Below are 22,698 nucleotides of genomic sequence, written 5' to 3' on the forward strand. Positions count from 1 at the left end.
GCGCAACAACGTACCTAAAACCTTAATAATTGGCGGCGTAAGTCAAGTCAAATTGACGGCACAGAGTGATGCAGCAGTAGCCTGGTCGATCGAATATTAACTCGTAATTCATCTCGCCATCTATTTTGGTAATCGGCTGCTTTAAGGGGATGCCGTGAATGTCGTATTGGCGGCGTTCCAAGGCACTCCAGTCGATAATTTTGATATCGATTTGGTTCTGCAACTCACTAGCGATCAGATATAAGTGCATCTTGTCTTGAACTTTCCCAGTCAGGGGAATTTTCATTAACACTGACTGAGTGACAAGGGGTTTTTGGTCGTTGGGATGCTTTTGAGTGTGGCAGTTGTTGAGTTCGATATCGTAAGGTTCTACCTTAAATTTCTCTCCGTTGGCGATCGCAGACGAGTGTAAGTCTTTCAGCGATTTTTCTAGATGAGGAATCAGACCTAAGTCAGGATCGCACAGCAGTTTGCGAATGTTAGAGGTTTCAGTTACTGTCATTTTAGATTTTTGATGTTATGTTTGTGATCCTTAAATTATAGCTTACCGCGAAAAGTAATTCTGTTCTACTATACTTGCGACATACTTCCAAAGACCAGGTTTCTGGGCAGTATTTGCCGGGAAACTAGATTTTGATTCGTTAATGTTTTTATAGCCTTTATCAGAAAGATGAGGTATGACTATAAATGGAGTTTTTTATGCGACCTCGCTTACTATATAATAAATATAAGAGGGCTAAAGCCCAACAACGTACCTCACTTTTTTGAGAACCGCTATAAATTATTTTTTGGTAATTTTCCACAGATTGAGTTCGCCATTACCGCCCACCGGATCTATTTGATAGTTTTGTTGCCCAATTGCCGATCGCAAATTTGAGGAAGGCCTGTATAAAAACAACTCGCCCAAACCGCTGGGAATTTTCGGAGGTTCTGGTTTTTTCCTTGCCAACTCTCGATTTGCGTAGCAAGAAGTGTAACAGCGCGGTTCGATTAGCAGTTTGACTTTTGGTTGCAGGCGATAACTTAAAGGCATGATGTATGCTATGTTCGCATCGCTGATGATGAGGGGATTGCTGGCTTGATTGACAGTCGCTGCGACTTCTATTTCGGCACGCAGCCAGCCGCTGCCTTTATTCCACCAACTATCAGCTTGAGAACTAACTCCACCGGAGATGATGCCAGCACAAAACAGTGCAACTATAACTATTTTCCACAGTCTTTGCGGTTTTAAGTTATCAAAATTGTTGCTAATTTTCGCAGACAGCAGGTAAGCAACGGCTAGCTGAATTCCCACATAACAAGGAACTAAATATCGCGGATTTGCCGATCGCCTCCCGCCTTTAAGTATATCCGGCACTGCCAAAAATAAGGCAGTTGTGGCAATTAACAATAATATCAACAACCAAACCCGTTTTGGTGTTTGCCGGCATAGAAAATAAAGGGAATAGCCGACTAAAGCTAGAATCATGATGCCAACGGGAATTACCAAGGCTAGTTGTGTGGCGTTGGCAGTCCCATCAGTGCCAATATCAAAAAATCCTATGCAGACGGCGCCCACCCACCTGCTGACTAATCTGAAGAGATTTGTCTGTTCTGCCCATACTGTGGTACTTCTAACTTGATTGAACTTTTCGACAGTATTTACGAGGGAAGGCATGAAGCCAATTAAGGCGACCATTGCGGCTGCATAATAGGCAATAAATGTTTTAACATCGCGCCAGTTGGCAATAACTGCGACGTAGATTGTGTGGGCTGCGGCTACCCAGATAAATAACAAGTGGGTGTACAATCCCATTGCTGCTGTGACTGCGTATAGTGTCCAGTGAGAAATCAGCAACATTGGATTTTGATTGACATCCGGGCGCATTGCTCGCAATAAGGCTGCACTGGATAAAATAGTAGTTAATGCCCACAAACTGTACTGTCTGGCTTCTTGGGCAAACAGGATGTGGTAGGGAGAAATGGCGAAAATTGCGATCGCCATCCAAGCCACAGCAGAGGATTCAAATAACTCCCAAGCCAGCCAATAAATGGCGGGAAATACTAGCAAGCTAATGACGGCGGGCAAACTTCTCATTGCTGTCACAGAACTGCCGAACCATTGCGCCCAAAATCGCGCTAGTATGTAATAGAGTGGCGGGTGTTGGGGGTCTTCGGTTGCTAAGGAATTTAGGGTATTGCTTAAAGTTTTTTGGGAATTTATCTGCTGGTATTTTTGTAAATCTGAGGGCGAAGTTATTTTCTGGTATGAAATTTGTTTGATAATTTCCGCTTCGGTGTAGCCGGAAACTCTTAAGGAAGTATAGTTTTCGTCGATCCAGTAGAATTTGCGATCGAGATTTGCGAACCGAAATAAAATGCCGATCGCTAATACGGCTATAATTAAAAATCGCAACCACTTCTCAAGTGGAGGGTTGTGAGAATTTAGTCGATCGCGATTTTTAGTAGATTCCATTTTTTTACTAGCTAATCTCGCAGAAGTTTTGTGATGTCACGCTACAGACAACACGGTTTGTAGTGAGGACTTTAGTCCTTCTTTCCTTCTTAATAGTCAGAGAGAGGACTGAAGTCCTTACTACGAACCTGATTGAAAGGACAACACGGTTTGTAGTGAGGACTTTAGTCCTTCTTTCCTTCTTAATAGTCAGAGAGAGGACTGAAGTCCTTACTACGAACCTGATTGAAAGGACAACACGGTTCGTAGTGAGGACTTTAGTCCTTCTTTCCTTCTTAATAGTCAGAGAGAGGACTGAAGTCCTTACTACGAACCTGATTGAAAGGACAACACGGTTTGTAGTGAGGACTTTAGTCCTTCTTTCCTTCTTAATAGTCAGAGAGAGGACTGAAGTCCTTACTACGAACCTGATTGAAAGGACTGAAGTCCTCACTACAAACCAAAGAATGATTAATCGTCTACTCCTTCAATCGGTGCAAAACCTTGCCGCTGAATATTTTCAGTTATAGTGCGAGGTTCGAGGAATTGTAGCAAATAATCCGGGCCGCCGGCTTTGGAACCAACTCCCGAAAGTTTGAATCCTCCGAAGGGTTGGCGCGATACCACAGCGCCGGTGGTTCCGCGATTGATGTACAGGTTTCCGACTTCAAAATCGGCTTGGGCGCGATCGATATGCGAAGGTGTGCGAGAATACAATCCGCCAGTTAAAGCGAAATTTGTACCGTTAGCAATTGCGATCGCCTCATCGAAATTACGAGCCCGAATCACCGACAAAACTGGGCCGAAAATTTCTTCCTGGGCGAGAGTTGCAGTCGGCGCAACTTCCGTCACAATCACTGGGCCGACAAAATAGCCTGTTTCCGGCGCGGCCATTTCTAAGGCTATCTTAGCTTCAGCGCGACCTTTTTCGATGTATTCGCGGATGCGCGACTGCGCCGTAGCGTCGATGACAGGGCCGACTTGAGTGCCGGGATTTTCGGCTGGGCCGACATTGAGCGATCGCGCGGCTTCTACCAATCTTTGCACAAAAGTATCGTACACCGACTCGACCACAATCACTCGCGAACAAGCGGAACATTTTTGGCCGCTGTATCCAAAGGCAGAATAAACTACGCCAGCAACTGCTTGGTCTAAATCCGCACTTTCATCGACAATAATTGCATTCTTGCCGCCCATTTCTGCAATTACTCGCTTCAGGTGTTTTTGTCCTGGTTGCAAAATCGCAGCTTGGGCATAAATCTGACAGCCAACTTCCTGAGAACCGGTGAAGGTAATCATGTGAACGTCGGGATGTTTTACCATGTAAGCGCCGACGGTTGAACCTTTGCACGGTACGTATTGAAAAACGCCTTTGGGAATTCCAGCTTCTAGCAAAATTTCCGCTATCTTTGCAGCAATTACTGTGGAAAATTCCGCAGGTTTTAGTAAGGTACAGTTACCTGCAACTAGCGATGCAACTGTCATTCCGACGGGAATTGCTAGCGGGAAATTCCAAGGGGAAATAATCAGAGAAATGCCGCGCGGTTGATAGCTGTAGCGGTTAGTTTCTCCTGGTATGTCGTAATTTTGCCCTTGTTCCAACCGTTCCATTTCGTCGGCGTAGTAGCGACAAAAATCAATGGCTTCGGAGACTTCGACATCGCATTCTCTGACTGGTTTGCCCACTTCAAACACCATCCAAGCTGACAGTTCGTGGCGCCGTTGTTCCATCAATTCTGCTGCTTTACGGAGGACTCCGGCGCGCTGGCGGACGGGGGTTTTGCGCCAACTTGTGGAGGCTGCTTTGGCTGCTTCTAGGGCTTGTTTGGCTTGTTCTTCAGACAGCAATCCGATTTTTCCGACTACTTCTGCGGGATTGGAAGGGTTGAGGGAGTTAACTGTTGTTTCGGTGTTTTGGTATTCGCCGTCGATTAGCGGCAAATATGTTTTACCTAAGCTAGCCCGCACAGATTTGATGGCTGCTTCTGCTTGTTGCCGCAGTTTGGTATTGGCGTAGTCGGTATCGGCGACGTTGGGGAAAACTTTGCTGTAAGCTATCTGGTCATTGCCATTAGCGACTGGTGCGGCTAATAATTGTTCGATCGGCATTTCTTCGGAACTTTGCCGGATAAACGAACTGTTGGCGGTATTTTCCAGCAAACGGCGGATCAAATAAGCCATACCTGGGAGCAAATCGCCGTAGGGACAGTATACTCGGACGCGATAACCGCGATCGACCAAAAGCTTAGCCAGTTTGTCGCCCATGCCGTAGAGCACTTGCATCTCAAAGCGGCGGCGCGGTATATTGAGAGTCTCGGCAATTGCGATCGCCCGGGCTTGCGATCGGACGTTATGACTTGCGATCGCAGCATACAAATATTCGTGATTTTCCAGCAATAACTGAGTCATCTGCTCAAAATTTGCATCCGTAGCAACTTTGTCATTGTAGACAGGCTGCGGCCAATCCTTCTGCATCGCCTTAATTGTTTCCTGATCCCAGTAAGCGCCTTTCACCACACGCACCGTTACCGGATTTCCGCGTTTTTTTGCCCAAGCAATAATGCCTTGCAAATCTTGTTTGCTGTCGCGCAAATATGCTTGCAATGTGATACCAATATCCGTGCGGCTGCGAAACTCTTCCTCTAACAATAAGTCTTTGAGAATACTGAGAGTTAAACTCTTGTAGGCGTACTGTTCCATATCGAAATGAACAGCCGCCCCCAACTCCTGCGCGCGCCGCAATAACAGGCGAATTCTTTCGCTAACTTTCTCCTCGCTGCCTTTCGCATCCAGCGGGTCAAACTGAGAATAAAAAGCCGTTAACTTGACAGATACTTGCACTCGCGGCAGAGTTTCGCCGTCAGCTTTGTCGATGGCATCTACCTGCGACCAATTCTTAGCTGCATTGCTCAATTCCGCCATCAATTCCAAATAGCGGTTAAGATAAACTTCGGCCTCAGTTTCAGTAATCACAGCTTCCCCCAAAAGGTCAACTGTAAAACCCATTTTATCTTTGCGAAGCCGTTCTAAGGTTTTAATTACCTGCTTGATATTTTCCCCAGAAATATACTTGTGCGCCAAAGTTTCTACAGCAGGCGCAACCGTCGTCGCAGCCAATTGGCCGGGGACAGAATCAGCGTTAGCAAAGCTGAGCAATTTTTTCAAAGCTTCCGGCAATTCTACCTCTTCCACAGTCAGGTATTCTTGCAAGTGGCGGGCAATTTCCGGCTTGCTGCGGAGGGCGGGCAAACAGTCAATAAATCGAAACAATTGCACCCGCAGTCCGGGGCTGGCCATTGCCCAATCCATCAGCTTGTCGTCCCAGCGCATTTGGTCTTGCAGTTGACCGAAAAACGATCGCTTTTTGTCTTGAGTTGCCTTAAGGATTTCTTTAGCAATTTCCTGAGTCTTTGCTTCGTAGATGCTTGGAGATACTTGTGCGACCATTGGTAATTAGTAATTGGTAATGGGTAATTGGCAACCAGGGCGGGTTGATGTATTTTGCAACTACCCCCTGATAAAATTATACTGGCTATTTGACTTCAATTTTCACTCCGTAGTTTGCTTGGCGATCGCCCGAAATTTCAATAGTATAATCGCCGCTGCTGGCTAGTTGACCTTGCCACTGACCTGTGCTATCAACAGTACCTACTTTTTCACCGTTAGGAGCAATAATATCTGCACTAACTTGACCTTCTTGAACCTTTACTGTCATGCTTTGGCCGCTATTGCATTCTAGCAAGTAGCGCTTCGATTTGTTGGCTGGCAAGCTATTGCTGAGAGTCGTTCCGATAGCACCCGCTGGAAAGCTAACTCGCTCAGTTACAGGGGTTTCCAGGGCAGCGGGAGATGCAGCAGGAGAAGGTGATGGCGAGGCGGAAGCAAGTTGCGGAACCCCAGACAGCGATGGTACTTGAGTCGGAGTCGGCGAAGGTGCGATCGTGGCGGGCAGTGTCTGCTGGGGTGCGGGGGGGACACCGGGCAGGCGGTTGGCGCGCGCTGCTGGAACAGGGGGAGGGCTTTCAGGCAAGGGTACGTCCGAAGGCAATCTGATTTGAAGGTTCGCTCTTTCTTGATACATTCTCCACGCGACCAAACTGCCGAGACTGATCGTGGAACCGACTAACATTCCGCTCAGAAAAATTGCCAATATTTGCCAGATTGGAGTTGATTTGCGATCGGAGTTTGCGGTGTAATTTGTGATAGGTAAATCACCGATATTTTGACTGGTTTCCGGCGCATTTTCGGCGGTGATTGGAATTGTTTCTGTTTCGTCCATTGCCGTTGAAATATTTTCGGGTGCGGCAATTTCATCGGAAGTTTCTGGGAGTTCGGAAGTTGCTGCTAAAACATTTTCACTGGGGAGATTTTCGTCGGAAGTTTCTGGGGGCTCGGAAGTTGCTGTTAAAACATTTTCACTGGGGAGATTTTCGTCGGAAGTTTCTGGGGGTTCGGAAGTTGCTGTTAAAACATTGTCACTGGGGAGATTTTCTGTAGGAGTTTCTGGGGGTTCGGAAGTTGTATGGGGATTGGTAATGACAGTATTCGCGAACTCATCGCTGTCAGTAGCAATTGTTTCCGGTTGCTGAGTCAAAATTTGATTTTTTTCCTGTTCGTTACTCATGGGACTAAATTTTTTGTACAAATACTGCTTTTAGACAATCTTACCAAAAAGCTGGGTCTAAAGCCCCGTCCTTATAGGACGGATTTAATTCGAGTGTAAAGATTCTTGAAATAGTCAATTTGTAGCAACACCTGCTCGTAAATGTGATAGAATTATCCCATGATTGTACTAGAGTTCAAGTTAAAAGGCAAGCCACAGCAATACCGGGTCATAGACGAAATGATCCGCACAGCTCAATTTGTCCGAAACCAAGCTCTCAGATACTGGATCGACAATCAGGGAGTTAAGTTAATCGATCTCTACAAACAATGCGCCATTATGGCAAAAGAGTTTGAATGGGCCCGAAAACTTAACTCAATGGCACGTCAAGCTTCAGCGGAACGTGCCATTTTTGCTATTCAACGTTTCTTCTCTAATTGCAAAGCGTCAAAACCAGGAAAAAAAGGATACCCACAATTCAAAAAACACACTCGTTCCGTAGAATACAAAACATCAGGATGGGCACTTTCGGTCGATAAAAGATGTCTGACTTTCACGGACGGCTTTGCTGCTGGAACCTTCAGATTGCTTGGTAGTCGAGACTTGCAATTCTATGCGCCCAAGGAAATTAAGCGAGTCAGAGTAATTCGTCGCGCTGACGGTTACTACGCTCAGTTTTGTATTAATGTAGAGCGAACAGAAGAAATAGTTCCTACGGGGAAAACGATTGGCATAGATGTGGGGTTGAACCATTTCTACACCGATAGTACCGGGGAAATAGTTCCAAATCCTCGACATCTTCGCAAAAGTGAAAAAGCTTTGAAGCGGTTGCAGAAACGAGTTTCTCGAAAAAAGAAAGGTTCGGGCAATCGTAAGAAAGCTATCAATAAATTAGGCAGAAAACACTTAAAAGTTAGTAGGCAGCGTAAAGACTTCGCCATTAAAACAGCGTTGTGCGTAGTGAAATCTAACGATTTCGTAGCCTACGAAGACCTTCAGGTAAGAAATATGGTGAAAAACCATAAACTTGCGTTGGGAATTAGCGACGCAGCGTGGTCACAGTTTGCCCAATGGTTGCAATATTTTGGGAAAGTATACGGTAAAACAGTAGTTGCTGTAGCTCCTCATTACACTTCCCAAGATTGTTCAAGTTGCGGCAATCGCGTTCAGAAATCGGTATCAGTCAGAACTCATATTTGCCTGTGTGGTACGGTGTTAGACCGCGACCACAATGCAGCTTTGAATATTTTGGCTAAAGGATTGAAAGCCCGTGCAGGAATTAGTTTAAATACGGTGGGGCACACCGGAATTAACGCTTGGGGACAGACCGACCTCTACTCGTTGGTGGTGACATCAACGGGCAAGCCGACTGGTTGAACCAAGAATCCCCGCGCGTTCACGCCGGGGAGTGTCAATTTATATTAAATCCGGTGATGGTCGAATGATGCTGAGGGCGCGAGCGTCCCCTTCGCACTTAGGACTGAAGTCCTCACTACAAGCCAATTTTATGAGAAATTTGTCGGCTGGGGCGATCGCAAATTTACCAACTTTTAAAACCTGTATCTATAGCAACCACCACATCGGTATTGACAGAAATAAACTCATCAATAAAACCGACTATCCTTCTAGCATCAACGGTTTGATTCCCCTACTCTATAACTGTCAACTGTCAACTGTCAACTGTCAACTGCTATATATCGTTCAACTTAATTGCTGATTCAATTTCGTCATGAAATGCCTCAGCATAAGCCCAAGCATTTTTCAAATCGCTAGCACTAAGATGCGGATAATCTTCTAAAAGTTGAGCGTCAGTTGCACCTAATCGGCGAGACTCTACCAATCCCCAAACAGAAATTCTAGTTCCTGCAATCCTGGCATTACCGCCAACAGTACCGGGAGTTTTTTCAATGCCCTGCCAGGTGTTGGCTAAACTTTGAGCTAATATCTGTATTGCTTGAGCTTTCTCAGGCGGAGTCAGGGAAAGGAGTTGCGGTTCTAATTCTTTTAGTGTCATAGTTGAGCGCGGGTTTGGCTGCTGAGAATGTCGTATGTATATTATAGCGATCGGGCGGTTTCAACCGCTTTTTTTTGACCTCTAACTCTACCAACGAAGTCGAGGGCAAGTGAACTAAAAAATCGCGGTAGGTGCGTCGCTCATATATTGTCGTAAATTACCGGGATTATCGCAACGACGCACCCTACTTTCATATCAAATTCGGTTGCATAGGAATTATTAAGCTCTCTATATCTCTCTCTGTGTCCTCTGCGCTCTCTGCGGTTAAATCATTTCCATACAACCGGAAACAATATCACTTGTAGCTAATTAAAGCGGTACTATCTAATATCATCCCCATATTTGCCGGACGAGACTCGCGACGGCGGCTGATTTCGGCCAATAGTTCTGTTACAGATTTTTTACGTTGTTCTGAAAGAGGTTTTTTCTTTGTTGACAACTCGGCTTCTAAAATGGCGATCGTAAATGCACTAATCGAGCGGTTTTGAGCATCGGCCAACTCTTGCAGCCTTGTATACAATTCCTCTGGTATATTTTCTATTTGCAGGGTAGCCATCTCTTAAACTCCTAGCATAGTTTCCCTAAATATTAGCATAGGGAGGCAAGTTTATGGGGGATATTGAGATTTACGGTTGGGTGGGGGCGGGTTTACGAGATTGTTCGTTACAGGCGAGTATTGTTGGTGAACTAGCCCCTACAAAATTACGATTCCCGATTCCTGATTCCCAATTACTAATTATTAGGCAAAGATTGCCAAAAAGGAATAGGTTCTGGCTTCCTCACAGTATTCGTCGCCGACTGCACGTTTCCTTTCAATTCTTGATAATACCTATCATCCAGAAAACTCACGCTAACGCCAGCAGGAAGCAGCAATTGGCGCAATCTTTCTTGAGTGTAATCTAAACCATCAATCATTGCCCCGCGCGGATTGGAGACTAACAACTTACCGTTAACAGGCACCGAATTGACCATATTCGGCCACCAAGCATAACCGCTGTAGCCAAACATCGCTGGAACCTGAACGATTTGGTCGTCTGCGAGGGCAAACTCTCTTTTCAACTTCTCTAAAATCGGATTGAGTTTCTGCTTTTGCAGCTTGAGGTTGTGTTGAATTAAAGCAGGATTGTTCAAGGCAGCGCTGACTGTAGTTTCAGTGCTCAAGCCGCGATTGATTGTCACATCACCGTACCCTTTTTGGGCCAATTCTTCCAATAACTTAACTCCGGCTTCTGGACTGGCGATCGCCATTATATATTTTCCGGGAGTTGTACTGGGAATAAAATTGATAATTTCATCGACTTGGCGAGTCAAAAGCCAAGAAGTATCAATATCCACCGCTGGGCCTTGAATTCTTTGAGCTTGAATAAAATCAAGTACCTCAGGATTAAAACCAGCATTCCCCGAATTTCCGTAATAAACTCGACCCATTGGGTGTCCGGGAATCGGCGGCGTCACCTGCAAATTTCCGTATCCATCAGACCACTGATTCACAGGGTCTAAAGAGCGAGGTTTGCCAATTTTAAATACTCTCAAATCCCGCTCTTGATTTGACTTAGCCGGCTTGTCGAGCGCTGGATTGCTAGGGCTTTTAATCGCGACATTAACTTGACGCGTATCCGATTTTTCTGGAACTTGAACGTAGCCATTTTTCTGACTGTCTTGCATCCAAGCATTATCGCCCTGGATGATTTTTACTTGAGCGCCCGTGGGTTCTACAGCTTGTTTGAGTTGGGAGATGAATTCACTGTTAGCCGAGCCTCGATCGCTGACCTGAACTTCTGTTACTGGTGCTGTATTTGGTGCTATCATCCAAGGACTAACGCCCATTTGGATGGTCGCGGCGGCGATTTGTTGACCGTTATTTTCGGCAGTTGCTTTGAGATTAACAGTGCCGTTCCAATTGCGATCGGCAAATTGTTTGGCTTCCACTCCTAAAACAATATTGGTGCTGAAAATTATGGGTTTAGTACCGGATATATCTACAGGTAGCCAGCCGCCGGCAGTTTTCTGAAAAACGCTGATGTGAGGGCTGCCAATGGTATCAGCGGTGATAAATAATTGAGAATCTTTGAAGTTGTCCGACAGGATTAAGTTAACTTGAGAAAGCATTGCTGCGCGGCGAGGGACGCTAACCTTGGTTTCTTGCCAAGTCGGTATTTTGCTGCGGCGCTCGTTATTGCGATCGTTGTACACAATGAGCGCGCCGCGGGACAATGACCATTTATCTTTTTCGGCTTCGTCTAGTTGATTAATTTTGCCGTCTCTATTAGTATCTCCGGCAAAGAAGAAGTTGGTGAGTGAGGTTGCGGGCGTAACTGGGGCTGGAGTTGCGGTTGCGGTTGATTCTGGAGTTGGTGTTGCGGTTGACTCGGAAGTTGGTTGAGGAGTTGGTTGTTGATTGAGTTCTAATTGTTGTCTTTGTTGTTCTTTGAGGGCGAGTTCTTGCTTTTCTAATTCTTGTCTTGTGAGTTCTTTTAGTGCTAATTCTTCCCTTTCTTTTGCTTGGCGGGCAAGTTCTTGTTTTTCTTGTTCTTTGCGGACTAATTCTTGCCTTGCAAATTCTTGTTGTTCTATTTCTCTGCGGGCGAGTTCTTTTTTCTCTTGTTCTTGTCTCTCTATTTCGCGGCGAGCAAATTCTATTTTCTCTTGTTCTTTTCGAGCGATTTCTCTTACCTGTTCTTCCTCGGCTCTAATTTTCTGTGTAGAACGTGCTACTTGCCATTCGTAGGTAGCGAGAGTGAGGTTTCCTTGATATTCGATGGTTTTGTCGATCGCCCGTTCAGCCAACAAAGAACCGTGGGGAATGAGTCGAAGGTTATTGATAGCCAATTGCCAAAAGCGTTGCGACTGTTCCCAAGTAGCGGGATCTGCTTTAGAAGTGCGTCCAATAACGACGGCTTGGGAAGCCAATCTAGCAGCTTCATCCCAGTTATTTTTGGCTTGTTTTTCTATTTCAATCTGATTTTGAAGGTTTTGGAGTTGCTTCGTGAGAGTTTCGGATTGGTGGCGGGGGCTATCTGGTTGCCAATATTCGGGAGAAAACAGACTGCTGTCGGGAGTTTGGGCAAGTTTATCTAATTGTACCTTGAGGCGATCGCGCAATTTGTAAAGTTCCGGTAGGGATTGCGGAGTATCGCCGTCGGGCTGTTGCGGGGAGAGTGCGAGTTTGTAGTTTAGAGTAGGTTGAGCCACTGTCGTAGGGATGGCAACCCAGATAATCCCGATGACGACACCGAAAGCATTGATAATGGCGATCGCAATATATTTAACCAAACGCATATAGTTTATCCACAGACACCCAAATGATTTTACCTAATATTGGTGCATTTAGTAAGATTTTAGGGTGGGTTTGGGCAAATAGGACTTAGCATGGGGCTCAGAAACCGGGTTTTTCGCGAAAATACTTTGTTGCTACCGACAGATTAGGTAAAAAACCCGGTTTCTTTGTCGGAGTCGGTAATTTCTGTTATGGGTAATTGCGCCATGTTTTATGCTGCTTCATTTCTAACTATTGCTGCTTCAATTTCCTCTGGGTAAGCATCAGCATAAGCCCAAGCATTGACTATATCTGCGGCACTCAAATGAGGAAAGTCTTGCAAAATTTGCCCATCATTTGCACCTAGAGTGCGATAATTTACTAACGACCAAACTGGTATGCGAGTATTGCCGATACAAGCATCGCCGCCGCACACACCAGGAGTTTTTTTGATGCCTAGAGAACCGTTGGTTAAAGTTTGAGTTAGGATGCTGATGAGTTTAGCTTTATCAACCGGATTTAAGGTTAAGACTTGAGTTTCTAATTCTTGTATAGTCATAAGTGCGATCGGATTTGATATTATTTAAATTATAGAGCATTCATCGCGTCAGGGTCTAGAAACCGGGTTGTTCAGCGAATCTGTGGCTGAGTACGAAGTATTTCCGAAAAACCCGGTTTCTGAACTCCGCGAGTAAGCCCTATATTGATTTATTCTCTTTTTCGCTGACAGCAAGGTGAAAACCATGAAATTGCGCTGTTACTTATTAATTTTTATCCTTCTTGGATTATCATTAACAAGCTGCGGACAACCGCAGTCATTTCCAGAAATCGATCGCACATTGAAACATAGTAATGCGATCGCAGAACTTAGTTTGAAGCTGCAAACGGATGATGTAACTAAAAATAACATCCCAGCGAGTCCGAATAGTGGCAAGTTCGATCGAACCACCATGTCACCGGAAGAAAGTGCGATCGTGTTAGGGATATTCGGATTTCAGTTGATATGTTATTTGTTAGTTTGGAAGTTTCGCGGGCGGGAAGTGGCGAGCAACATGGCTAGGGCTGCGAGAAATAGAATCAGGAAGTAGTAGATACTTGCTAAACCCTTATTTTTTCTTAGTACGGTTGCGTTTTCTCGATTCAGCCGCCATTTTTTTTGCTTTTTTTTGCTTTTCTTTACTTACTTTAGAGGGATGGAAACCACTACCACTTATCGGTGGGCTTGACCATCCAAACATATCGGAGTTTTTAGCTGCAAGCGTAGGGGCAATCTCAGCATTATATATCTCCTGAAATTGTTTTAGACCTTCCTCCGTAGTCATGTCAAACCCTGCTTTATGACCCATCGTTACAAAGGATTTGGCAATTCCGAATCTAGAGGAATCTTGCATAATTTCCTGAAATTCCGGCTCAATATCCCGCAGGTATTTGATAATTGAAGTGGCATTTTGCAGTTTAAATTCTCGTTTCAAAAAATGCCAGAAAGCCAATAATTCTGGGATAGCATTTTCACTATCTTCCGGCGAAAGCAAAGTCACTTTCCTGGGAAATAAGTCTTCGATTATAGTTTCCACATCTGCCGCTTTCATGGAAGGTAGCGTACAACCTTCATAGCCGAAACCGTAATAAATAAGGTGCGAGATCCAAGATCCAACGTCTGGATAAGTTTTACAGTATTCTTCTCCTTCGGGAGAATTGACAAATAGCTCGATTAGCGTTTCCTGATAATCATCCAGGAGCGGTTCTGCTTCGTCATAGTCTAGGCCATTTAGTTGGCGGATGTTAAAAGGTTGATCTGACATAGTTGAAAATTTTTGAATTTAATTGACTTTATATCCAAGGTTAGTACAATTTTTGCAGTTCGATTAATTCTTTAGGATTTTATTATATTTAAATATCAGTGAGTCCACAAAATCTAGATCCCCCCTAGCCCCCCTTAAGAAGGGGGGGGACAAGAGTGCAGTCAAAGTCCCCCTTCTTAAGGGGGATTTAGGGGGATCTAGACTTGGCTACCAGCGAGATATCGAGAGGCTTTTAATCTTAACTTGTTACGTGCGATCGCTCCCATCTCCTTACCCGTAGCTACGATCGCAAAAAAATGGTATACTTTCATGTTAATCTCCTACCTAGAAAACAACACATCACTGTTGTAGAAATTATTCATTTACTCCCTTATTCTCTAAAACTCTCAGCAAAATTCATGAAATTGCGCTCATGCTGGCTAATTTTCACCCTCATGGGACTCTCCTTAACAAGTTGCTCCCAGCCGAAGTCATCTCAAGAAATTGCTGAAACAGTTAACAAGAGCCTCGTGCTGATTTACTACGAAAATCAAGCCGGACACGGTACTGGCTTTATTGTACCGGGAAAAAAGGGAGTTTGCACTGTTCTCACGGCCGGTCATGTGGTTAAAGGCTATAGTTTGAAACTGCAAACTGATCAGGATAAACAAAGTCATACAACTGACAGCATTCAAACAAGTCCTACTTACGATTTAGCCGTGGTGACATTTAAGTCTGCCGGGGAAAATTGTCCTTATCCGAGTGTCAATTTTGGTGATTCTAACGAGCTAAAATTAGGACATAAAATCTATATTTCTGGTTTTCCTGTTGTTAAAAATGAAGATTTAGCGCCAGAATTTTTGGAAGGTTCAGTATCGAGGATTAATGTTGTGTTGACGGAGGGATATGGCATTAACTATACAGCTCAAGTTTCTGTTGGCATAAGTGGTGCGCCTGTTTTAGATGCTAGCGGTAAAGTGGTTGCAGTTCACGGTTTGTTGAAAGATGAAGTTCCGAGGGGAATTCCGATTAAAACTTATCTGGCAAATCAATCTTGGGAAAATCAACCCATTACTAAAGCAGACTCTACAAAACAGGAAAAAAAGTCGGATTTGGTAGTTCTACCCTCTCCTAAAGCAGACTCTACAAAACAGGAAAAAAAGTCGGATTTGGTAAATCAACCGATTGTTAAAGCAGACTATACGAAACTGGATCAGTTATTGGAATCTGGGCAGTGGAAAGAAGCAGATCGGGAAACTACTAATAAAATGTTATATCTGGCGGGAAGACAACGAGAAGATTCGCTAAAACTGGAAGATATCGAAAACTTTTCGTGTCCAGATTTACGGGCGATGGATCAACTTTGGGTAAAATACAGTAATGGACGTTTCGGCTTTTCTGTGCAAAAGCGCATTTTTCAACGTTTTGGTGGCACCAAAGAGTTAGATGGAAATCCAAAAGTATGGATAGCTTTTAGCGAGGCTCTCGGCTGGAAGAAGAAAGAAGAAGTAGGATGGCTTGGGTCTTCCCAATTTACTTTTAATACTAATGCACCAGAAGCTCACCTGCCGGCGGCTACAAATCCGTCAGAAGGGGGAGTGGTGGGCGACAGAATGGGTGCATTTTTCTCTCATATAGAGACTTGTAAATTATAACCTATAAAAGCTTCAATTTTTTATTAATAATTGTCAGATAGGCAAAATCCAATAAGTCATGCGTCTGTGACTTTTCGATACCTGGCACTGGGGAATTATATCATGTACATTGGCCTGATTCTTGTATGTCATTGCGAGCAAAACGAGCCGAAGTGAAGCAATCGCAAGCCTCTGCGATTGCTTCACTTCCTTCGGAAGGATAAACCTCGCTGCCGGGATGATATCACTTAGCAGAATTAGAACCAGCAATCCGATCCTCCTCTGCCAAAAAAGGAGTTAAATCAATCTCTGGCGAAGACGGAGAAAACTTAGAAGGTGCCAACTTACCATCGCTATTTTGATAAACCCCATTACCACCATTCAACAAATTTTCAGTCATATCTCGCATTGCTTGATAAGCCTCCGTATCGCTACCGGGCTTCAACGTCACCAACAGCGGACAACCCTCGTCGCTATTATTCAACTTAGTTTTAGCACAAATCACGTATTGATTCGGCGTCTTAGGCTCCTCTCTATAAGCTAACCGAATTAAACCATCTTTGCGATAATCGTTCAAGCTTTCAGAAATTATTTGGCAGCGTCTTACAGGCGTATAATCACCGCCTAAAGTTGTCACCATTTTCAGCCAAGGTTGTTCACCTTTATCGTGACGGTACATAACAGTCCAAACGTCACCTCCCCGCTGAGTATCTGGCTGAAGTTGGCAGGAAAAACGAGCATTTTGTCCAACCAACAGGGGTGTCCAACCTTGAACAACAGCAATTCCCGCACCGCCAACAGCAGCTAACAAACCTAGTACACCGATAGTCAGGTTTGCGACGTTAAAGAAATTTCCATTATTGCTCACGGTACTGAATCCTCGATTAAATTTTGATAGACAACAACAGCGATAATAATAGGACTTACAGGGAGTCAGAAACCGGGTTTTTTTCGATAATACTTCGTTTAAAACCGTAAAAACTGCGAAAAACCCGGTTTCTTTGGTCTCGACGCGCAAGTTCTAAATAAGTTGAGAATTTCTACATCAGCTAACTAACGTATTCCCGAAAACGGCTGGGGAATTAATTCCCTGCCGGAGTAGGCGGAGTTCCCGTAACTGACGTGCTAAACTCAGTATACGCCCAAAAGTCACAGGGAAAATGATCAACCATCATGCAATTAGAAGATTACTTTGAATTTTTAACACCAGAAGATATCCGCATCAAAGGAACCCGCGTCGGTATCGAACACATTCTCTACGAATACATCCACCGCGGCCAAACTCCTGAAGCCATAGCTCAAAAATTTCGGACAGTGACTATGGCTCAAGTTTATGCTACGATTCTCTACTATCTGGAAAATCCCAAAACTGTAGGTAAATATGTAGGAGATTGGTTAGAATATTGCCTAAAAGCTGAAGCTGAATACGATCGCAATCCATCACCTTTTGTCTTGAAAATGCGTCAGCTTAAAGAGCAAAATCAGAAATCTCAACAATTAGATAGAGTTTATTAATGACTGTTAAAATATTAGTATTCGATTCATTTAATGATATTATAGTATGAGTTCAAACTTATAATTGATCGCCTTTTGTTACCATGCAACCAGATAACAGTGATAGCAGTGAATCTACTAGCCAGCAGCCACGCAAAAGATGCGAATATAGTGGAGAATTCTTGTCTGCCGATCCTAATAGTGACTATAAAATTTGCGCTTATAAATGCAAGGGTTACGCAGCTTTAGCAACATTCCCTTGGCCCAAAGATCGCCCCTGTCCTCAATCTTTTAACGAAAACTTTCCAGGGCCGTAAAAGTTAACCTAAAAAACGGAGAACCAAAATGTCTGAATTAGAAAAAGGTCTAGCCGCTTTTAATACCCAAGATTATACCCAAGCCTTTACCTTGTTAAAACCACTAGCAGAACAAGGAAATGCCGAATCCCAGTGCATCATTGCTAGTATGTACCATTTAGGATTAGGTCGGGAAAAGATGATATTAGAAGCAATTAAATGGTACATCAAATCCGCAGATCAAGGTTACGCTGTTGCCTCAAACAACTTAGCAGGAATTTATCTGTGCGGTGCTGATGGTGTATCAGCCGATCGCACAGAAGCAGAAAAATGGTTTCAAACAGCCAGAGAACAAGGATTTTCACATACACCCATTTCCAGTGAATATGTGAACCAAGCTAGCATTGCATAAAAAAATCGCCCAAAACAAAAACCCGGTTTATTGGATAAACCGGGTTTAATCATCTGCGTTAATCCGCGTTAATCTGCCTTCATCAGCGATCGCAAAAATCCTACAATTGCTTCACCTCAGCAACCAACTTCGCAACCACATCCTTCGCGCTACCAAACAACATCATCGTCTTATCTTTGTAAAACAACTCATTGTCTACACCCGAAAAACCAGCATTCATCCCGCGCTTGATCACGATCGTATGTTTAGCCTTATCAACCTCCAAAATCGGCATCCCATAAATCGGGCTAGCCGTATCGTGACGCGCCGCCGGATTTACCACATCATTCGCCCCGATTACCAACGCCACATCCGTCTCGTCAAACTGCGGGTTGATATCGTCCATATCGTACAACTGCGGGTAAGGCACATTTGCCTCCGCCAGCAACACATTCATGTGCCCCGGCATCCGCCCAGCCACCGGGTGAATCGCGTATTTCACGTCAACACCCATTTTTTCCAAACCGTCGGCTAACTCCCGTACCGCGTGCTGTGCTTGCGCTACAGCCATCCCGTAACCGGGAATAATTACTACCGATCGCGCATAGCCTAACATCATCGCACTTTCTTCGAGATTGATGCTGCGGACTGTTTTGTCGATCGCACCACCAGCAACCCCAGCAGCCGCAGCACTTCCGCCACCGCTACCAAAGGCACTAAACAGTACGCTAGAAAGCGATCGATTCATCCCCTTGCACATGATTTGCGTCAAAATAATCCCCGACGCGCCCACAAGTGCACCAGCGATAATCAGCATATTGTTCATCAAAATGAACCCAGCCACACTCGCCGCAATCCCCGAATAAGAGTTTAGCAGCGACACCACCACGGGCATATCGCCACCGCCGATCGGTAGCACAAACATGATTCCCAGGATATTGGAAATCGCCACCAAACCGAGGAATACCGGCACATTTTCGGGATTCGCCAGCATATAACCGCTGCCGACTAAAAGTGCGATCGCCAGCATGGCATTAAACGGCTGTTGTAGCGGAAACGTCATCGGCGCACCCGGTAGCAATTCTTGCAGCTTCGCAAACGCCACAAGGCTACCTGTGAAAGTGATTCCGCCAATCAATACGCCCAAAAGGATCGTGATTGTCGCATCAGGTGCCGGCGATTCCGGGATGCTGAGATAGCGCCAGAATTCGCCCACAGCAACGAGTGCAGAAGCCGCGCCCCCAAAGCCGTTAAGCAAACCTACCATCTGCGGCATATCCGTCATTGCGACGGTTTTCGCCATAATTGTTCCCAAAATGGAACCGACGATAATTCCGACTGCAATCAATTCGTAGCTGACTACTTGTTTTTCCAGTAACGTACCAACGATCGCGATCAACATCCCGATCGCAGCTAACACATTCCCTTGACGCGCCGTCGCGGGCGATCCCAACTGTTTCAAACCGATAATAAACAAAGATGCGGCAACTAAATAACCTAGTTGAATGCCACTTGGCAGAAAATCGCTCACGCTTTAACCTCTTTTTTCTTGAACATTTGCAACATTCGATCGGTGACTAAGAAACCAGCGACAACGTTAATTGTGGCAAGGGCGATCGCGATCGTCCCTAAAATAGAAGTAACAGTCACATTACCTTGTCCTGAAATTAGAATTGCACCTAAAACTGCAATTCCCGAAATCGCATTGGAACCCGACATCAAAGGTGTATGTAGCGTCGGTGGGACTTTGTTAATAACTTCAAATCCCACAAACGACGCTAGAGTAAACACCACTAAACCTGCAATCAATCCTTCTGCCATAACAATTGGTAATTTGGTAATTTGTAATTAGGTTCGTAGTGAGGACTTTAGTCCTTCTTTATTCAGATTTCAGACTTTAGTCTTTAATACGAATTTTTCAGACTAAAGTCCTTACTACAGGTTCGTAGTGAGGACTTTAGTCCTTCTTTATTCATTTTAAAGACTAAAGTCTTTAATACGAACCTTTAAGGACTGAAGTCCTTACTACGAGCCTTGAGGACTGAAGTCCTTACTACGAACCTTGAGGACTTCAGTCTTTAATACGAACCTTTAAGGACTGAAGTCCTTACTACGAACCTTGAGGACTGAAGTCCTTACTACGAACCTTTAAGGACTGAAGTCCTTACTACGAACCTTGAGGACTGAAGTCCTTACTACGAACCTTTAAGGACTGAAGTCCTTACTACGAGCCTTGAGGACTGAAGTCCTTACTACGAACCTTTAAGGACTGAAGTCCTTACTACGAACCATCATTATCTAACTAACTACTGAAGCCTGAGCAGCCAAAGCATCCCGCACCCGCTGGTTGCTAATCTCGCCATCGCGGGCGACACAAGAACCAGCAATGATATCATCTTCAAAATTTAAATTGAGTTCCTTATCTTTCAACATCAACTGAAGCAAAGCCGAGACATTCTTCGAGTAAGTTTCGCTAGCGTGTACTGGCATCGACGACGGTAAATTAATCGGGCCGATGACATTAACTCCGTTCCATTCAACATCTTTGCCTGCTTCTGTACACTCACAATTGCCACCTTGTTCCGCTGCCAAGTCAACAATTATTGCTCCCGGTTTCATCTGAGAAACCATTTCTCTGGTAACTAAAATCGGGGCTTTTCTACCAGGAACTTGAGCGGTTGTAATTACTGCATCAGAAGCGCCGACGTGCTGGGTGAGAACTTGGCGGGTGTGTTCTTTAGCTGCTTCTGATAATTCTTTAGCATAGCCGCCTGCTGCTACAGTTTCTTCCTTAAGTTCAACATCAATAAATTTTGCACCCAAACTTTGCACTTGTTCTTTTGTTTCCGGGCGGATGTCGAAGGCTTCGACGACTGCGCCCAAACGACGGGCTGTTGCGATCGCCTGTAAGCCCGCAACGCCCACGCCCATCACCAATATTTTCGCGGGGCGAATTGTACCCGCCGCTGTTGTCAACATCGGGAAATATTTCGGTAATGCACAGGCTGCGATCAGTACGGCTTTGTAACCCGCAACGTTGGCCTGGGATGACAGCGCGTCCATGCTTTGGGCGCGGCTGGTACGCGGGATCATTTCCATGCTGAATGCTGTTATTTTGCGATCGGCCAACCGCTGTACTAACGCCGGATTTCCCAAGGGATTCAAAAATCCGATGAAAACTCCTCCTTCGCGAAGTTGGTGAACTTCTGATTCTTTGAGCTCCCCGATTTTGACGACGACATCGGCTTCGCCCCACAGCGTAGCGGTATCGGCGATAACACGAGCTCCGGCTTCTTCGTAAGCAAGATCCGAGAAAAAGGATTTTGCACCCGCACCCGCCTCAACCCAAACTTCGACGCCTTGTTTGACTAATCGGGCTACAACGTCGGGTACTAAGGCTACCCGGCGTTCCCCTGCTTCGAATTCTTTGGCGATCGCTAATTTCATGGACTCTCCTTATACTCTAGACACAGACACAGACAGGGCGGTTGAAACCGCGTCTACACAGACAAAACCTGCCTCCGCAGGTTGAAATTCAAATTTCCCAGTCCGCCCAGAGGCGGACATCGTTTGTGTAGGCGCGATTTAATCGCTGGCTGGCTTGGACAGTCCGCGGAGGCGGACATCGTTTGTGTAAGCGCGATTTCAATCGCTGGCTGGCGTGGCGGTTGAAATCGATTCTGCTGGCTTCTCACGTTGATACTAAAGCCGATCCCCAAAATTACACTCGCTTCTTTAACTTGTCTTATAGATTCAATTTTGCTAAAGTCTTAAATTTGCAGCATGCCATGATACAATAAAACGCTGCCTAATTCTGTAGTTTGAATGTCAGTTGTCAGTATTACGCCAAAAATAATTGACCGAGGGCGGCCGATCGCACTCATCAAATTGTTGAGACATTCGATATATTAAAGGCATTCATCGCAAATTGCCCGCAGTAAATATTTAAGGTTCCATTGTAAATTTGATGAGAGGAGTGATTATGAAACGATTATTTTCAGCACTAGCAGTTACAGGTTGCTTGCTGACAGGCTTGCCAGCCCTCAGTTTAGCCCAGTCGATGCCGGGATTCACGATTTTCGGCGGCCCAGAACGCGGCAACCAGCTAAACTATCGCTTGGATTACGGCAAAGCCGGAATGGTTGGCGACAGATACCGGCTGCGAATTCCTTCCAAAAAAGTAAGTTTGGCGATCGCCCAACTCAACATTACTTATCCAGACTATTACAAAGGCGAATTCGACCAAAAAGACATTAAAGTGCGCGTCAAAGACAAAACAATAGCATTGCAAGAAGTAATCTGGGACAAAGAAAATCGATTCATAGAAATTTATCCCGCAGAACCAATTCCTGCCGGCAACAATGTTGAGGTTGTCCTCTCCAACGTCAGAAACCCAAGTCCGGGCGGAATGTACCATTTCAACGTCCGCATCCGCACTCCTGGGGACGTTCCATTGATGCGTTATTTAGGGACTTGGCTGTTGAGCATTGATTGAGGTTCCCGGAAGCAAATTTTAGCTAAACAGGCGATCGCGACAGAAAAATTTAACTGTGGCGATCTTTTTGATGTGGAAAAAAATAATGAGATAGTTCGCGATCGCACCCACGGCGAGAAACCGGGTTTTTTCTCCAAAATACTCGGTTGCAGCCCTAAAATCAGCAAAAAATCCGGTTTCTTTGCAAGGACTGCATAAAGCCTGAATGCTCAAAAAATCGAACCACAGGCTCATACCGCAATTGTATTTGATTCGTAAAATAAGTCTATGGTAATTCCCCGATGTTTGCCCCTAACTAAT

General features: G+C 44.9%; 21 protein-coding genes. 7 read left to right on the forward strand and 14 right to left on the reverse strand.

Features of this window, described 5'->3' with window-relative positions:
* Nucleotides 1–22: 22 nt before the first annotated feature.
* From QZ938_RS03805 to QZ938_RS03820, 4 genes are all read right to left on the reverse strand, one after another.
* A complete protein-coding gene (locus QZ938_RS03805; RefSeq protein WP_293349425.1) occupies nucleotides 23–502 on the reverse strand; it encodes a hypothetical protein in 480 nt (159 codons plus the stop codon).
* Nucleotides 503–781: 279 nt separating this feature from the next.
* Nucleotides 782–2,455: a glycosyltransferase family 39 protein gene (locus QZ938_RS03810; protein WP_293349428.1), complete on the reverse strand. Its 1,674-nt coding sequence runs from the start codon at nucleotides 2,453–2,455 to the stop codon at nucleotides 782–784.
* Nucleotides 2,456–2,905: 450 nt separating this feature from the next.
* Nucleotides 2,906–5,881, reverse strand: a complete 2,976-nt coding sequence (pruA, locus tag QZ938_RS03815) for an L-glutamate gamma-semialdehyde dehydrogenase (RefSeq protein WP_293349431.1) — start codon at nucleotides 5,879–5,881, stop codon at nucleotides 2,906–2,908.
* Nucleotides 5,882–5,966: 85 nt separating this feature from the next.
* Entirely contained in the window at nucleotides 5,967–7,058 is a 1,092-nt protein-coding gene (locus tag QZ938_RS03820; protein WP_293349434.1) for a hypothetical protein, read from the reverse strand.
* 159 nt (nucleotides 7,059–7,217) lie between these two features.
* Here QZ938_RS03820 and QZ938_RS03825 point away from each other — a divergent pair, with 159 nt between their 5' ends.
* On the forward strand, nucleotides 7,218–8,414 hold the full coding sequence (locus QZ938_RS03825) for a transposase (RefSeq protein WP_293147079.1): 1,197 nt from the start codon (nucleotides 7,218–7,220) through the stop codon (nucleotides 8,412–8,414).
* Between the two features lie 130 nt (nucleotides 8,415–8,544).
* Complete coding sequence (locus QZ938_RS03830; RefSeq protein ID WP_293147077.1) at nucleotides 8,545–8,754, forward strand: hypothetical protein; 210 nt, start codon at nucleotides 8,545–8,547, stop codon at nucleotides 8,752–8,754.
* Here QZ938_RS03830 and QZ938_RS03835 read toward each other — a convergent pair.
* The 4 genes from QZ938_RS03835 to QZ938_RS03850 all read right to left on the reverse strand — a co-directional run bounded on the left by QZ938_RS03835 (nucleotide 8,728) and on the right by QZ938_RS03850 (nucleotide 12,866).
* Nucleotides 8,728–9,051: a DUF433 domain-containing protein gene (locus QZ938_RS03835; RefSeq protein WP_293147075.1), complete on the reverse strand. Its 324-nt coding sequence runs from the start codon at nucleotides 9,049–9,051 to the stop codon at nucleotides 8,728–8,730. The two genes, QZ938_RS03830 and QZ938_RS03835, sit on opposite strands and share 27 nt — an antisense overlap.
* A 295-nt stretch (nucleotides 9,052–9,346) precedes the next feature.
* Entirely contained in the window at nucleotides 9,347–9,607 is a 261-nt protein-coding gene (locus tag QZ938_RS03840; protein WP_293147073.1) for a hypothetical protein, read from the reverse strand.
* A gap of 176 nt (nucleotides 9,608–9,783) precedes the next feature.
* Nucleotides 9,784–12,330: a protein-arginine deiminase family protein gene (locus QZ938_RS03845; protein ID WP_293349437.1), complete on the reverse strand. Its 2,547-nt coding sequence runs from the start codon at nucleotides 12,328–12,330 to the stop codon at nucleotides 9,784–9,786.
* 209 nt (nucleotides 12,331–12,539) lie between these two features.
* On the reverse strand, nucleotides 12,540–12,866 hold the full coding sequence (locus tag QZ938_RS03850) for a DUF433 domain-containing protein (protein WP_293349440.1): 327 nt from the start codon (nucleotides 12,864–12,866) through the stop codon (nucleotides 12,540–12,542).
* Between the two features lie 184 nt (nucleotides 12,867–13,050).
* Here QZ938_RS03850 and QZ938_RS03855 point away from each other — a divergent pair, with 184 nt between their 5' ends.
* Nucleotides 13,051–13,395, forward strand: coding sequence for a hypothetical protein (locus QZ938_RS03855; RefSeq protein ID WP_293349443.1), 345 nt, complete (start codon nucleotides 13,051–13,053; stop codon nucleotides 13,393–13,395).
* 18 nt (nucleotides 13,396–13,413) lie between these two features.
* On the opposite strand, the gene QZ938_RS03860 is transcribed toward QZ938_RS03855, so the two are convergent.
* Complete coding sequence (locus tag QZ938_RS03860) at nucleotides 13,414–14,109, reverse strand: hypothetical protein (RefSeq protein WP_293349446.1); 696 nt, start codon at nucleotides 14,107–14,109, stop codon at nucleotides 13,414–13,416.
* Nucleotides 14,110–14,507: 398 nt separating this feature from the next.
* Between QZ938_RS03860 and QZ938_RS03865 the strand changes: the two genes are divergently transcribed.
* The gene (locus QZ938_RS03865) at nucleotides 14,508–15,743 is read left to right on the forward strand and encodes a GUN4 domain-containing protein (RefSeq protein ID WP_293349449.1); all 1,236 of its coding nucleotides are present in this window, start codon (nucleotides 14,508–14,510) and stop codon (nucleotides 15,741–15,743) included.
* A gap of 223 nt (nucleotides 15,744–15,966) precedes the next feature.
* On the opposite strand, the gene QZ938_RS03870 is transcribed toward QZ938_RS03865, so the two are convergent.
* Nucleotides 15,967–16,590, reverse strand: a complete 624-nt coding sequence (locus tag QZ938_RS03870) for a COP23 domain-containing protein (RefSeq protein ID WP_293349452.1) — start codon at nucleotides 16,588–16,590, stop codon at nucleotides 15,967–15,969.
* A 305-nt stretch (nucleotides 16,591–16,895) separates the two neighbouring features.
* Here QZ938_RS03870 and QZ938_RS03875 point away from each other — a divergent pair, with 305 nt between their 5' ends.
* Both QZ938_RS03875 and QZ938_RS03880 read left to right on the forward strand, forming a co-directional pair.
* On the forward strand, nucleotides 16,896–17,237 hold the full coding sequence (locus QZ938_RS03875; RefSeq protein ID WP_293147058.1) for a DUF433 domain-containing protein: 342 nt from the start codon (nucleotides 16,896–16,898) through the stop codon (nucleotides 17,235–17,237).
* 324 nt (nucleotides 17,238–17,561) lie between these two features.
* Nucleotides 17,562–17,924 carry a tetratricopeptide repeat protein gene (locus QZ938_RS03880; protein ID WP_293147057.1) on the forward strand — a complete coding sequence of 121 codons (363 nt, stop codon included), beginning with the start codon at nucleotides 17,562–17,564 and terminating at the stop codon, nucleotides 17,922–17,924.
* 100 nt (nucleotides 17,925–18,024) lie between these two features.
* Here QZ938_RS03880 and QZ938_RS03885 read toward each other — a convergent pair whose 3' ends face one another.
* The 3 genes from QZ938_RS03885 to QZ938_RS03895 all read right to left on the reverse strand — a co-directional run bounded on the left by QZ938_RS03885 (nucleotide 18,025) and on the right by QZ938_RS03895 (nucleotide 21,350).
* Nucleotides 18,025–19,434 carry an NAD(P)(+) transhydrogenase (Re/Si-specific) subunit beta gene (locus QZ938_RS03885; protein ID WP_293349455.1) on the reverse strand — a complete coding sequence of 470 codons (1,410 nt, stop codon included), beginning with the start codon at nucleotides 19,432–19,434 and terminating at the stop codon, nucleotides 18,025–18,027.
* A complete protein-coding gene (locus tag QZ938_RS03890) occupies nucleotides 19,431–19,724 on the reverse strand; it encodes an NAD(P) transhydrogenase subunit alpha (protein WP_106150865.1) in 294 nt (97 codons plus the stop codon). The genes QZ938_RS03885 and QZ938_RS03890 overlap by 4 nt, the downstream gene beginning before the upstream one ends.
* Before the next feature lie 477 nt (nucleotides 19,725–20,201).
* Nucleotides 20,202–21,350, reverse strand: coding sequence for a Re/Si-specific NAD(P)(+) transhydrogenase subunit alpha (locus QZ938_RS03895; RefSeq protein WP_293349458.1), 1,149 nt, complete (start codon nucleotides 21,348–21,350; stop codon nucleotides 20,202–20,204).
* 535 nt (nucleotides 21,351–21,885) lie between these two features.
* Between QZ938_RS03895 and QZ938_RS03900 the strand changes: the two genes are divergently transcribed.
* Nucleotides 21,886–22,398, forward strand: coding sequence for a DUF2808 domain-containing protein (locus QZ938_RS03900; RefSeq protein WP_293349461.1), 513 nt, complete (start codon nucleotides 21,886–21,888; stop codon nucleotides 22,396–22,398).
* An 18-nt stretch (nucleotides 22,399–22,416) separates the two neighbouring features.
* Here QZ938_RS03900 and QZ938_RS03905 read toward each other — a convergent pair whose 3' ends face one another.
* Entirely contained in the window at nucleotides 22,417–22,632 is a 216-nt protein-coding gene (locus QZ938_RS03905) for a hypothetical protein (protein ID WP_293349464.1), read from the reverse strand.
* Between the last annotated feature and the right edge of the window lie 66 nt (nucleotides 22,633–22,698).

The organism is Microcoleus sp. CAWBG27 (assembly GCF_020883145.1).
In the GTDB taxonomy this organism is placed as follows: Bacteria; Cyanobacteriota; Cyanobacteriia; order Cyanobacteriales; family Microcoleaceae; genus Microcoleus.